The sequence below is a fragment of the Acinetobacter sp. 129952 genome, assembly GCF_056642055.1.
On the sequence record NZ_JBWVSU010000021.1, the window covers coordinates 15,968 to 29,731 of the forward strand.

Consider the following 13,764-nt stretch of genomic DNA (forward strand, 5'->3'; position numbering starts at 1 on the left):
TTCACTGCAAATTCCTATCAAAAGGGCTTGAATATCACGACGGTTACGTTGAAAGATATAATCAACTTTTGAAAGAAAAGTGACAAACGCACAGCAAGATTAAATTATTCCTCGGGGTATTAAACAAGTAATCTATATCATTTTACTAACATAAACACATCTGCGTAAAAATCACGCCCCGCTTAACTGGCAATAGTTTTTGAACCCTTGTATAAAAGCTTAAAAGAATCTAGCAAGTCTTTAGACTTCTTGCGTTAGTCAAAATTTAAACAGCATAAAGCTACATTTAATAAGGTTTTAGCCAATTCAAAAATTAGGTAAAACGATACTTTCGCAAGAGGTCTTTTATTTAATGTTAATACTCATCCAGTATTGAGGTTTTTTATCTTTTCTTGCCTGTGATCTAGGTTGTAATACTCTAATTTCATACTCACCTGAAGCAGGTAAAATATAAATACCATTATTATCAAGCTCTGGAGAATATTCTCCAAGATTGCAATATCAATATGCTTTTGTCTTCTACAAAGCGTACTGTACGAATATCACTGATATTCGGGGCTGCTCAGCCGCAAAGTTTAATCAGACTTTGCATAAAGCCAGTGACCATACGTAAAGACAGACGGAATAAGGATTTAATCATTAAGCAGCATTGGATGGCTGCGTCGGAGTAGGTTTGATTTCGCCCTTGTTTGCCTTTTGATGGGGCATACCATTGCGTAGCTGGATCAAACCAAATGGCAATATTTCCGCGATGAATGCGTGCTCGGTTATATGCGAACCAATTGGTTGTGCGGTAAATTTTATGTGTATGCTTCTTCATTTGAAAATTATATTGCTGAAAAAGTCCTTAAGAACAGCTTTGCGCAACAAAGCCGTTCGAGATTGTTATGATCTTTTTTTGACGGAGAACAAATTTTCCCTGATCAAGCAAATAACTTTAAAATTTTCTTAGTGAGCAAGATGGCCAATACTTATTAGAAGAAAAATCTTTTGTTTATGATGCTGAAAATGATCAATTTCTAGAATCGGATATACAGGCATTTTATTCCCTTTCGTCTGCAATTCTAGACTAGCAAGCCCCGTCTTTTAAAGGCAGTTTTCCTATGTAATAACATGATAAATCAGAATTAGGATTGTAAATTTTTCACCCACCAAATTTTTTTGTGCTAGCTGTTATAATGCGCCAAATTGCTGCCAAGTCTCATCATTATGTAAAGAGTCATAATAATTTTGCAGTTCTACTAAATCATAATATTGAATATAAGCTAATAGCAATAGGCCGAGGATCAGTCCAACTTTAAGACAACTAAGTCTATTTGGCTTTCTATATAAATTATCTATTCCAAAGGCAGTTAAAATTAAAGCAGGAACCAATACAATTGTTTTTAAATGGTTTAGAAAGTGAATTCCATGTGTATACAATAACCCAATAATAAGCAAAACTATCCCTAAACTGGTGTAAATACGGTCATGGAGAGAAGTGCGTAACGCGAAATTACATTGAAAAGCTAAAATAAAAGTTGCAAATAAATAAAAACCAGTTCCACCAATAATGAACGTATAAATTGCATTGAATAGGCAATAAGCCAACAACACTGATAGTACGAAAGAATAGAGTTTGGTATAGAGAATATGTGAAAAGGGGAAAATCTGTTTCATAATTTGCTCTATTGAAAACTCACATCATATTAAAAGAAGATTTGAAGCTTAACATGCTATTCACTTTTTGCCACTGTGGCATGTTTTTTTAGTGTTGGAGATGGCTTGAATAAATGTCGCGTACGAGTAAAGCTTAGACCACAGATTATTAAACACAGCGTCCCTCCAATAAGTACTGCTGGCACCACAGAAAAATAGCGCGTCATCAGGCTCATGTGTAGGGCACCGAGCTGATTGCCTGAAGTGACTAATATGCCATTTAAAGCCGCTACACGCCCTAATAGTGCTTTTGGGGGGAGTTGCTGTAATAAAGTTTGTCGAATGACCATGCTGATGCTATCAAAGGCACCGATTAAAACAAGGAAGAAGACTGAGAGCCAAACATGGGAGGATAGTGCAAAGGCTAAAGTACACAAAGCAATTGCAAAACTACTATAGAGCATATTTCTCCATGCATTTTGCATCGGAGAATAACAGGTCAACATCAACATCATGATACAGGCGCCAATAGCTGGTGCAGCTCTGAGTATACCTAAGCCTTCAACACCAAGATGCAGGATATCGTGTGCAAAAATAGGCAGTAAGATAATGACACTACAAAAAAGCATGGCGCTGAGATCCAGCAACATACTCCAAAACATTAGTGGATGTTTAAAAATAAACAAATAGGCTTCTTTCAAACTTTTGCTTAAATGCTGTTTATGGGGGCTAGGGAATTGACGAGGACTTAATCCGAATAAGCAGATGCTACCCACGCAACACAAGAAAAAAACAATAAAGAGGGTTTTTTCAAGCCCAAGTTGGCCGAGTAAAAGTCCTGCGCATAAAGGCGCTAAAATGCCGCCTATTTGCCAAATGAGCGCGGTCCATGTGGCTGCATTGCTATAGGCTGACTCGGGGGTTAGAAAAGGGCGTAATGAATTAAATGATGGGCTGTAGATGCCTCTAAGTATGCCTAAGCAAAAGATGAGGCTATAAATGCCGCATAAAAGTATATTTTGTTGAATGTGCTGTTGTTGGTACTGAGAAAAAAGAACAATAAATAATAATGGAATTAAAGTGCTACAGCTAAAACTCCACTGCACAATTTTTTGTCGGTTATAGCGATCAGCCCAGTCGCCACTGATCAGGGAGAGGCAAATAAAGGGGAGTAACTCAATTAAGGCAATCATGCCAAGGCTGAGTGGATTTTGAGTGAGTTGATAGATACTATAAGCAATGACGACTTCTTGAATCATGATGGTTAGAATTAAGCACAACTGATTGACACTCAGAAGTGAAAAATCACGTGAATGAAAAGCCAAAAAAGCATCGGAATGGAAAAGCGACATAAACAGAATAGTTTCAAATATGAATTAAAAAAGGATGGCGCAAAGTCCATCCTTTTTAGGGTTTAAAGCAGATTACTGTGCTTTTGCTACCGCAATAGTTTCGTCATTTGCAGCTTTAGCCATAGGTGTATATTTCAAACCAAGGGTTGTGCTGGTGTATTGGCGAACTTGGTCAAGAAGCACAGGATTAGTGCTGAGTTCTTGTTGGTACGATTTTACAATTTCATGTAATTTCGGATTCCATTTACCTGCTACTTGCTGAGGGAATGCTTTTTCAAGCAAGCTCAACATAATATAAGGGGAAGTTGAAGCACCAGGAGACGCACCTAATAGGGCAGTCACAGCACCATCTTGTGATGCAAAAATCTCGGTACCAAATTGCAAGCTTGCAGGTTTGCCTGGTTCTTTCTTAATGATTTGAACACGTTGACCACCTTGATTCATGCGCCAGTCCTCTGGTTTTGCATCAGGATAGTATTTTTTCAACTCATTAAAACGGTCTTCATCGGTCATCATGACTTGGCTAACTAAGTATTTCACCAAATCAAGATTTTCCATACCCACAGCGGTCATTGGTAAAACGTTGTTCTTAGTGGTTGATTTCAATAAATCAAGCTGAGAACCTTGTTTTAAGAACTTGTTTGAATAAGTTGCAAATGGACCAAACAACACATATTTTTTACCGTCGATATAACGTGTATCAATATGTGGAACAGACATTGGCGGTGCGCCTAATTCAGCACGACCATAAACTTTTGCAGTATGGCCTTCAGTGACTTTTGGGTTGTCGGTCATTAAGAACACGCCACCTACAGGGAAGCCAGCATATTGCTTCGCTTCTGGTAAGCCTGTCATTTGTAAAAGTTTAACCGCTGCACCGCCTGCACCAATAAAGACAAAGCGCGTTTTCACATGATCTGTTTTTCCTGTAGTGAGGTTTTTAAATGCAACAGTCCACGTTTTATCATCGTTTTGGCTAATGCCAGTCACTTCAGTCGATGTTTGTAACTGGAAATTAGATTGTTTTTTAAGGTGATCGACCAATTGAGTGGTGATCGAACCATAGTTCACATCCGAACCTACATCCATGCGTGTTGCAGCTACTTTTTGTGCAGCATCACGGCCATTCATCACCAATGGTGCCCATTGTTTAATTTCAGCAGGATTCTCAGAGAATTTCATGCCATAAAACATTGGGTTTTTAACCATTGCAGCGTAACGTTTTTCTAGGAAATTCACGTTATCGCCCCAAACGAAGGCAATGTGCGGTACAGGGTTGATAAAGCTATTTGGTTGACCCAAAACGCCTTCTTTGACTTGATAAGACCAGAACTGTTTTGCAACTTCAAATTGTTCCGCAACGTTCACAGCTTTAGAAATGTCCATTTTTCCATCTTTTTCAGAGGTATAGTTCATTTCCATAAAGCCAGAGTGGCCTGTGCCAGCATTGTTGAAGCCGTTTGAGCTTTCTTGGGCAACGTTGTCTAGGCGTTCATACATACGAATTTGCCAGTTTGGCTCAAGTTCACTAAGATATGTGCCTAGGGTTGCACTCATGATGCCACCACCAACTAAGACTGCGTCAACGACAGGCTCATTGCTGGTGTTTTGAATTTTCTTAGACGCGATAGGTCTAAATAAAAAGATTAGTGCTGCAATAATAAGCAGAACGATGAATACCAATAGGTATTTTAAAAATTTGTTCATGCGATTATGACCATGGAGGGCAGGTTTGGATCGCTTTATAGCGAAGACAAGAATAACAATTATGGTGATAGGAACACTTGTAAAGAATTAGCTTAGAGAATTGAAGTAATACTCAAAATTACAAGTATGCAAAGATTAACGTTCGAAGCTATCACACATTTTTGATTGATGGATATTTTAGACTAAATATGTATTGACTTAGTAATTTTTATTGTAAATGAACATAATTAAAATATAAATACCAATGATGTTTGTTCTTGTTTATTGGTTTTTATTTTAATTCAATATCTGGGTTAAAAAAATCAGATGTTGAATATTTATACAAATACTCAGTAATTTATGAAAAAGAAGCTTATAACTTGTTTCAAGATTACTTTCCAACGGCTTTATTGCACAAAGATTTGAAATGCAAAGCGCCCCTAATTGAGCCAAATTTAAGGCGTAACTTGGGTAAGTGGTCGACCTAATTCCGTAAATCTGTTAAGGACTGCTACCGTGCATGGATCTCATTCACTTGGCTATCAAAACTCCTTGCACTGAGTTTATCTCCTAATAATTTGATGCAATGCATCTTAGTTTCAACCAAACTTCGCCGATGATAGCCTGACCATTTTTTCCATAGTGTCCTGCCTAAACGCTTAACTGTTCGAAGTAATTCATTTCGCTCTAGCGAGCTACTCTTTGTATCTTTCCATGGTTTCGCATTTTTTCTAGGTGGAATCACCGCATGCCCTTGCCGATCTGCAATGACCTGACGGCATTGCTTGGTGTCATAAGCTCCATCGGTATAAACAGAGTCAATCCGCTCATCTTGTGGAATCTGATTAAGTAAATCACCAAGCACCTGTGAATCACTGACATTGAACCGTACCGGGTTTGTTGGAGACCAACTTTCCTGAGATGAGAAGCATTGCTTCGCACGACGTAGCGAAGCGTAGTGTTCCGATGAAAAAAGTAAAATATACCCCTGAAATCAGAGATAGAGCGGTTCAATTATTGATTGACTACCAAGACGGTATCTCAGGTGAGTGACTTTACGTATATTCAAACAAATTCAGGCTGGGTCTATACCGCCTTTATTATTGATGTGTTCTCACGAGCAATTGTTGGATGGTAAGTATCAACACGAATGAATACAGATATGGTGCTCGATGCACTTGAGCAAGCATTGCACGATCGAGGTATGCCAAGGAATGTGATTCATCATTCCCATAGAGGTGTTCAATACCTTTCCATTCGCTATACCAATCGTTTAGAAGCAGCAAATTTACGAGCATCAATCGGTACAACGGGGACTCATACGATAATGCTTTGGCTGAAACAGTGAATGGCTTATACAAAACAGAGATGATTGAATATTTAAAAGCAGATTGGCAAAGTTTAGCAGATGTACAACTTGCGACATTAAATTGGGTAGATTGGTTCAATAAAAAGCGTGTACACAGTGCACTGGGTTATGTATCGCCTTTTGAGTTTGAAGCAATGTACTATGATAAGATTAACCCGTTAGGTCAGGTGGCCTAACTTAAATAAAAAAAATCTCCGATAAATCCGGTAAGGTTCAAAATGCGATTTATGGCTTTTTTATGTAAAAAAAAGTAATATCTGTTTTATTGTTAAATTATAACAATTAGTATAAATACACCTATGATTTACAGATGAAAAAGGTAGTTAAATGAAATATTTTTTAAGTTTAACTTTGTTAGTTTTAGCAATGACTGGGTGTACTTCGAGTCCAAAGACTGAAACTTTACAAGATAAGGCTACAAGCAATACTTCAGCTGATACGCAGGTCCTTAAATTTTCTGGTCCAAATGGTTTATTAATTTTTCTGAAATCATCGGATAACTTTGAAACTGCTTTAATGACTGATAACTCAGGCATGGTATATCGTTTAAAGCAAACAGTTGCTGGTAGTGGTATTCGTTTAGCTAATAATAATGGAGTTTCAATTCACTTTAAACGTGGTGAAGGGGTTGTTGAATTTGTAAAAGACCAGCCAATCAGCATTACTGAAGTAAAATAATAAGGTTTAAACTTTAAGAGAACCCCACACCATAATCTGCATACCGAAAGTTGGACACTATTCCTTGAAATGTGGTCAAACATGATCAAGGACTAATTCGCACTCTGTTAATGGGTGAATTCAAACATGAGGTGCGACAGTTTCAAAAGCCTTATGATAATCTGTGTGATTCATAGACATCACTTCAATATAATGGGTGTCTATGAACAGAGAAATTCAACAAAGACTCGTATGGGTTAAATTATTTGAAGAGACTAATAATGCTGGCCTGGTTTGTCGGAGATGTGGCATTTCTAGACCAACTTTACGTAAGTGGTGGAAACGATATTCTGAACAAGGTATTGATGGATTAAGTAGTCATAGTAAATGTCCCTTAAAATCGCCAAATACTAAAATCAATGCTGAGCTAGAAGCTTTAATATTGGAAATGCGCTCAGCTAGAAATCTTGGTGCTCAACGTTTGCAAACCGAATTAATGAGCTGCACGGAGTCTCGTTGTCCTTGGCGACTATCCATAAAGTACTATCCACCCATTAAGTCAAACCGATTAAAAAATTCCGTCGTAAAGTAGATTACATTTGTTATGAACGTCCATTACCAGGCGATAGAATTCAAATGGATACCTGTAAACTGGGTCCTGGACTATATCAGTACACATCTATCGATGACTGCACACGATATCGCGTTTTAAGGATATATAAACGCCGAACAGCTGCGAATACACTCGACTTTTTAACTGTGTAATTGAAGAAATACCTTTTCTCATACAGCGAATACAGACCGATCGTGGACGAGCATTCTTTGCTGAAAAAGTACAGAAAAAATGATGCAGTATGGAATCAAATTTAGGCCAAATAAACCGGGTTCACCTCATCTGAATGGCAAGGTAGAGCGCTCACAAAAGACTGATAAATCTGAGTTCTACGCTACTGTAGATATCGATTCAGAGGAAATTCAGAGCAAACTGGCAGAATGGCAGCATTACTATAACTGGATGAGACCACATTCGGCTTTGAAAGGTAAAACACCGATGGAAAGGTACTTTGAATTATGTGAAGAAACTCCTTTCTTAGATGAAGTCCAGAAGCAATACGACCCCTCAAATGAACGGATTCAACATGCCAATTACAAGATGTATTTAGAGATTGCTAAATTGAAACGATCTCTATGAATTACGTATCTATATCATTTTTATTAATATAAAAACATATATGTAAAAATCACGCCCCGTTTAACTGGCAATAGTTTTTGAACCCTGGTATAAAAGCTTAAAAAAATCTAGCAAGTCTTTATTTAATGTTAATACTCATCCAGTATTGAGGTTTTTTATCTTTTCTTGCCTGTGATCTAGGTTGTAATACTCTAATTTCATACTCACCTGAAGCAGGTAAAATATAAATACCCTTATCATCAAGCTCTGGAGAATATTCTCCAAGATTGATGGAGTCTTTTAATTGATTACCCCATAAGTAAGCTTCAACATTTCCTCCAGTCAACTTCACTTTTAACTTTTGCCCTTTTTTAGCATAAAATTTGTAGGAATCATACTTGTATCCATCTATCCTTCCGTAATAATTTGCAGGGTGAGCTTTTTTAGCAAACTTAACTACAATAGTCTTTCGTATATCATTGTTATCATTTGCAAGTACGACAGGGCTAACTATAGTTAAAGTTAGGGCTATCAAAGCGCCAGCTAGTAATTTCGTATTCGCTATTTCCATAATAAGGTTACCCTAATTCTTGTATCGCTCCTGACATAATAACATAACTAATAAGTAACCATGAATGATGGAGCAGAAATGTGAATAGTCATAACATGGGGTTGCACTTCAAATGCCAATTTAAGACTTGCAAAATCAATGGTTAATTAATTGGTTACTAGGGAATAACCAATCTAAATATAAATTTTATTTAACAATTACTTATAAAAATATGTGATGCGTATGATACGCATCATATGAATATCGCTTAAATTTGCTATAATTGAATTGAGCAGTGCCATTTGTGGTTAGGTTAAAAATTCATGAGTCTTACTGAAATTAAGGTACGTCAAGCTAAACCAAAGGAAAAAATCTATTTTCTGGCAGATGATGACGGCTTAAGTTTGAAGGTAGAACCAAACGGACGTAAATCTTGGAGTTATCGCTATTCACTTGCAGGGACAAATAAACGTCCTCGCATGAAGTTGGGTGAATATCCTGTAATGTCCTTGAAAGAGGCCAGATCAGTACGGGATGAATATAAATTTAATAATTATGAAAATAAACCACTGCATAAAAAATACATCAAAACTTTTCAGGATATTTGTGAAGAGTGGTTAGAATTTAAAATTAAAAATTCCTTTGAAGATGAACCACGATGCGGTGTAATTCAGCTCGCAAAAAAATGTTTAGATCAGGATGTTTATCCAAATATTGGACTAATGCCATTTATTGAAATTAAAAGATATGATCTAGTTAAGATTATTAAAAATATAGAATCTAGAAATGTAAAAGAACCTGTAAAGAAAGCCTATAGTTATTTAAATCAGATTTATGATTATGCGGTAGCGATGGGGTATTGTGAATATAATATTGCACATGGACTTCATAAAATATTAGTCAACAATAAGATTAAGAAAAACTATCCTCATTTGAATTCAGATGAACTATCTAATTTCTTAGCTAAATTAAATCAGATTAATACAGATCCTATTATTAAAAAAGCCCTGTTATTTAAATTATATACAGGCGTCCGTGGTGGAGAATTATTGCTTTGTGAACCACATCACTTCGATCTAGATAAAAAAATATGGAAAATACCAGCCTTACATATTAAACAATATAGAAGAAAGGTTATTTTAGGTCATGATATCCCTGATTTTTTTGTTCCACTATCTGATCAAGCACTTGAAGTTGTGAAATCAGCACTCGTTTGGTCTCATGGCGAAAAATATGTGTTTTCTAGCCCCCGAAATAATAATAAACCTATTCATTTTAATACCCTGAACTTGATTATCAGAAAAATGGGATATACTAAAAATGAATTAACTTCTCATGGGTTACGATCGACATTTAGTACCATATTAAATGAATCCGGTTTATTTCAATCAAATTGGATTGAAGCACAGCTATCTCATACTGATAAAAATAAAACCCGTGCAAGTTATAATCATGCAGAATATTTTAATCAGCGTATGGAAATGATGCAATGGTGGGGCGATTTTATTGATAGTTGTACTGTAAATTAATGGTTATGAAATCCAAGTTTTAATTAGAATAAGCTTTGTTGCACAAACCTATTCACCGCCATAAATCATTATCTAAAATTGCATCTCGTGGTAAAAGCTCAATGGGCCGGTTCTATGGCTATAAATTACATGTTGTGATGAATCAACTTAGAGAAATAGTCTGTTCACAATAATGATTTCTCTTAACTCGTAAAGTTTATGACGGTGTTGAACGTGTTCGATTGAATCTTAAGCAAGGTAAATGGATAGAAGAGAACTTCATTAAGTCGTATCAAAATATTCTTGAAAAATAGGCATTTCATTTCACATTAGAGCGAGAATCTAATGAGAAAGATGCCTGATTAAATGTAGTGAATAGATTCATTGCATAATTGTTGACTAAAATTTTCTATATCAGCCTGTTTAAGATTAATCGGGCTGATTCTGTTAGGTCGAATATAATAGCGACCTGCTTTAATCATTTTTATTTGAACTTTATTTTATGTCACAGCTTGCTTCCCATTTTAAGCACAATCAGTTTTGTATTTTGTTGGAATATTTAAGTTTTGCTAAGGGCATTGCCGTACCAATGTCTTTAGCAGAATTTCCATGTGCGATCACTTTGGCAGATCGAGTGCATGCCGATAGTGATTTGCCACCACTTGAATGTGCGAAGACATTTCCTTCATCAGTGGAAAAAATCATCCATTATTCAGGGAAAGGTCGGGATATTACTGATTTTGAGACCTTCTTAAAATTAACTCAAGCTTCGGGACAAAAAAATTTACTGCTTCTCACAGGTGATAAGTTAAAAGGGCATACAAATGGTCAAGATGGAACGAATCGCACCCGATATTTAGAGTCTGTCAATGCGGTCATGGCCGCAAAGTGTTATGGTGGATTTCATATTGGTGTAGCTTTTAATCCCTTTAAATATGCTGAAGCTGAACGTGATGCACAATATTTAAAACTTCACAAAAAGATTAAAGCAGGAGCAGACTTTATCGTTACCCAGTTGGGTTACGATATGGAGGCTTTAAAACAAGCCAAGGCTTTTTTAAATCGTCATCGATACCCACAAAATATACTTGCTTGTGTTATGCCACTTAGTTTGGCACGTGCCAATTTTATGATGAAACATAAGATCGCAGGAATTGTGATTACACCACACATGTTACGAGTGTTGGCTCAGGAAAAACAGGATGGACGAACTGAGAATGCTTATAAACGTTGTGCTATACAAATATTGATATGTAAATATTTGGGTTTTGCAGGTGTGCATCTTTCAGCATGCCATAAGCCTGAAGAGCAAAAGCTTTTAGAAAAATATATTGAACAATATCGACATTATGGTTTACAGGAACTCGAAGCACTCTGGAATGCACTGTGGCAAGTGAAGACTAAAAATGAACTCGTGCCAGAATTAGCTTATTATTCCCGCCAACCATCCTCTAGCCAGCTTATTAAATATCAGCAATTGCATTTCATGCACAAGGCTCTATTTGAGTCCAAAATTGCCAAAGGTGTGGGGCATTTTATTTTTAAAGCCTCATTCTGGGAAAATACGCCTGCAGCAAAAGCATTGTTAAAAACTGAATTTATCTCTAAGCAAGGGGTCGTGGGTTGTGAAAGTTGTGGTCAATGTAGGTTAAGAGATACTTTATATATTTGCCCTGAAACTTGTCCCAAAGGATTGGCGAATGGTCCTTGTGGTGGTACGACATTGGATCGCTGTGAGTTTGGAGATCGTGAATGCATTCATTCTGTGAAAGCCCGACTTGCCAAAGCCGTGGGACAGACTGACGTTCTAAAAGAAAAACTGATTCCAACTGTACCCATTGAAGTCCGTGGAACCAGTTCCTGGAAAAATTGGTATCTGGCGACTGAAGCTTAGCTTTCATCATCCATGGCATTCGAATAAAATTTCACGCCCAATTTGATGCGATCACGACCTTGGCTCATACGCCAACGGTTGGTATCACGTAAGGAGTATACACAGCCACAATATTCTTGTTGGTAGAATTCTTCCTTCTTGCTGATTTCAAGCATACGAACAGCACCACCATTTTTACGCCAGTTGTAGTCCCAATAGGTGATACCTTCATAATGTGAAGCAGAACGATGCCCACAATCATTGATCTGCTTCATATCTTTCCAACGAGAAATACCCAATGAGCTACTAATTAGGCTGAAGCCATTTTCAGCTGCATAAAGGGCAGTGCGTTCAAAGCGCATATCAAAACACATGGTACAGCGAATACCTTTCTCTGGCTCATTTTCCATGCCTTTGGCACGTGCAAACCAATTGTCTGTATCGTAATCACAGTCAATAAAAGGAATATTATGTTTTTCTGCAAAGCGAATATTTTCTTCCTTACGGATTTCATATTCCTTGACAGGGTGAATATTGGGATTATAAAAAAAGATCGAAAAGTCGATGCCTGATTCAATTAGGGTTTCCATCACTTCGCCCGAGCATGGTGCACAGCAAGAGTGGAGCAGAAGTTTGTCGTGACCTGCTGGGAGAGTCAGTTTCTGACGTTCAAGTTTGTTTGACATAGTTATAGGGTTTAAATCTAAACCCTATATTTTAACGGTTTAGTTGGGAGATAAATCTCTGATAAGCTGATATTTTCTAATCAAAAAATGAAAAGTTTTCATGATATTTAGAGCCAATAAGTCCTAAATAAATAACTTTCATTTAAACCTAAAAAACTATTTAACTTTGAATCCTAGAACTTCTATATAAGAAATTTCATATACTTTTTTTTGTCGATTAAATTTTTCATGAACCATTACACTAGCTACAACTTCGGTCATTCCATGAAGTTGATCAGGCTTAACACTCTCATTTAACTTTAAAGATACCCTTTTATGATTTAAAGAATGAATCGATCCTGCCCACCCAGTTTCTCGTCTGTCTTTATCGGATGCATAAATTGATAAAACTATGTCTTGATGGAATTGTTCTTTCTCATCGAGAGTAGGAGGTGTGTAAGTTGCTGGTATTGGATCTAAAATGGAGCGATCGAAAGTTACTTCGTTTTTATCTTGGTAATCAAATTTGATCTCAGCTTTATCCTCTAATTTCGCAGGTTTGGTAATATTGATAGCATTTTCAGCTAAAGATTTTTGAGGAATTTTTGACAATACTTCTTGATACTGGATTTCATTCAAATAAGGTGATTGAATAGTCGTGTTGATATTATTTACGGTAATATTATTCACTATTGAGGGTGTTGCTGGCGTGGCCGTAGCTAATTTTGTTCCTTCTATAATTAATGCAATAGTAGACTGCTTTATTATATCTTTTACAGTTTCTTTTGATGGAATAAGTTGAGTAGCAGTTTTTGAACTTTTTTCAATAAAGTGTAGAGATTTTCGAACTATTAATTTGACATCTGAACTACCGCTCTTTAAATTTTCAATGAAAATTTCAGAGTTTATGACTTTATAATTAGGATAGGCTTTTTCAATAAATTTAGAGGTGTAATGAATATTACTTTCTAGAGCTCTGAGGCTAGATATCACTTCGTCTATGGGAATAAATTTCTTATTTGAATAAAATATTGAATATTCTGTATCGACTAATATCAACTCAGATTCCTTCACTAAAATTCTCCTTAATAATTAATATCTTGAGTCTATAGTATTGTTTTTGTTTAAACAATATACAAGAAAATGGATAGTCCTCCCTAAAAATTTAGTTTTTGTGAGCAATTACTAGGGCGTGTCCTCATTTGAAGAATTGGTTTTAAATACTTAAAATCCTCCTTTGAGTTATTTTTATTTCTATATTTTCAATGGCACGTACTCTTCTTACCGATGATATC

General features: G+C 36.4%; 9 protein-coding genes and 7 pseudogenes. 7 read left to right on the forward strand and 9 right to left on the reverse strand.

Annotated elements, in window-relative coordinates; all coding sequences use genetic code 11:
- Window positions 1–345 precede the first annotated feature (345 nt).
- The 6 genes and pseudogenes from AC1IR0_RS14990 to AC1IR0_RS15015 all read right to left on the reverse strand — a co-directional run.
- Window positions 346–495, reverse strand: a pseudogene (locus AC1IR0_RS14990) (PPC domain-containing protein); the annotation flags it as partial.
- A pseudogene (locus AC1IR0_RS14995) lies at window positions 492–820 on the reverse strand (transposase); the annotation flags it as partial. The pseudogenes AC1IR0_RS14990 and AC1IR0_RS14995, both read right to left, overlap by 4 nt.
- Window positions 821–1,173: 353 nt before the next feature.
- A complete protein-coding gene (locus AC1IR0_RS15000) occupies window positions 1,174–1,659 on the reverse strand; it encodes a hypothetical protein (protein ID WP_004733174.1) in 486 nt (161 codons plus the stop codon).
- 56 nt (window positions 1,660–1,715) lie between these two features.
- On the reverse strand, window positions 1,716–2,990 hold the full coding sequence (locus AC1IR0_RS15005; protein WP_479741524.1) for an MFS transporter: 1,275 nt from the start codon (window positions 2,988–2,990) through the stop codon (window positions 1,716–1,718).
- Between the two features lie 72 nt (window positions 2,991–3,062).
- Complete coding sequence (gene mqo / locus AC1IR0_RS15010; RefSeq protein WP_004733172.1) at window positions 3,063–4,697, reverse strand: malate dehydrogenase (quinone); 1,635 nt, start codon at window positions 4,695–4,697, stop codon at window positions 3,063–3,065.
- Between the two features lie 434 nt (window positions 4,698–5,131).
- Window positions 5,132–5,559, reverse strand: a pseudogene (locus AC1IR0_RS15015) (IS5 family transposase); the annotation flags it as partial.
- Window positions 5,560–5,721: 162 nt separating this feature from the next.
- On the opposite strand from AC1IR0_RS15015, the pseudogene AC1IR0_RS15020 reads away from it, so the two are divergent.
- The 3 genes and pseudogenes from AC1IR0_RS15020 to AC1IR0_RS15030 form a co-directional block, all read left to right on the forward strand.
- Window positions 5,722–6,221 (forward strand): annotated as a pseudogene (locus AC1IR0_RS15020) (IS3 family transposase); the annotation flags it as partial.
- Window positions 6,222–6,372: 151 nt separating this feature from the next.
- The gene (locus AC1IR0_RS15025; protein WP_004281821.1) at window positions 6,373–6,723 is read left to right on the forward strand and encodes a hypothetical protein; all 351 of its coding nucleotides are present in this window, start codon (window positions 6,373–6,375) and stop codon (window positions 6,721–6,723) included.
- Window positions 6,724–6,925: 202 nt separating this feature from the next.
- Window positions 6,926–7,894: pseudogene (locus AC1IR0_RS15030) on the forward strand (IS481 family transposase).
- A gap of 118 nt (window positions 7,895–8,012) precedes the next feature.
- On the opposite strand, the gene AC1IR0_RS15035 reads toward AC1IR0_RS15030, so the two are convergent.
- Complete coding sequence (locus tag AC1IR0_RS15035) at window positions 8,013–8,444, reverse strand: PPC domain-containing protein (RefSeq protein WP_253102531.1); 432 nt, start codon at window positions 8,442–8,444, stop codon at window positions 8,013–8,015.
- Window positions 8,445–8,746: 302 nt separating this feature from the next.
- Here AC1IR0_RS15035 and AC1IR0_RS15040 point away from each other — a divergent pair, with 302 nt between their 5' ends.
- The 4 genes and pseudogenes from AC1IR0_RS15040 to AC1IR0_RS15055 all read left to right on the forward strand — a co-directional run bounded on the left by AC1IR0_RS15040 (window position 8,747) and on the right by AC1IR0_RS15055 (window position 11,825).
- Window positions 8,747–9,952 (forward strand): tyrosine-type recombinase/integrase, encoded by a 1,206-nt coding sequence (locus AC1IR0_RS15040; protein WP_479741525.1) that lies wholly within the window; start codon window positions 8,747–8,749, stop codon window positions 9,950–9,952.
- Window positions 9,953–10,002: 50 nt separating this feature from the next.
- Window positions 10,003–10,119 (forward strand): annotated as a pseudogene (locus tag AC1IR0_RS15045) (transposase); the annotation flags it as partial.
- 24 nt (window positions 10,120–10,143) lie between these two features.
- Window positions 10,144–10,245 (forward strand): annotated as a pseudogene (locus AC1IR0_RS15050) (putative oxygenase MesX); the annotation flags it as partial.
- Between the two features lie 188 nt (window positions 10,246–10,433).
- On the forward strand, window positions 10,434–11,825 hold the full coding sequence (locus tag AC1IR0_RS15055; protein ID WP_479741526.1) for a methylenetetrahydrofolate reductase C-terminal domain-containing protein: 1,392 nt from the start codon (window positions 10,434–10,436) through the stop codon (window positions 11,823–11,825).
- Here the strand turns inward: AC1IR0_RS15055 and AC1IR0_RS15060 are convergent.
- Complete coding sequence (locus AC1IR0_RS15060) at window positions 11,822–12,490, reverse strand: epoxyqueuosine reductase QueH (protein ID WP_004647714.1); 669 nt, start codon at window positions 12,488–12,490, stop codon at window positions 11,822–11,824. The two genes, AC1IR0_RS15055 and AC1IR0_RS15060, sit on opposite strands and share 4 nt — an antisense overlap.
- Before the next feature lie 156 nt (window positions 12,491–12,646).
- Complete coding sequence (locus AC1IR0_RS15065) at window positions 12,647–13,543, reverse strand: hypothetical protein (RefSeq protein WP_479741527.1); 897 nt, start codon at window positions 13,541–13,543, stop codon at window positions 12,647–12,649.
- Window positions 13,544–13,764 lie beyond the last annotated feature (221 nt).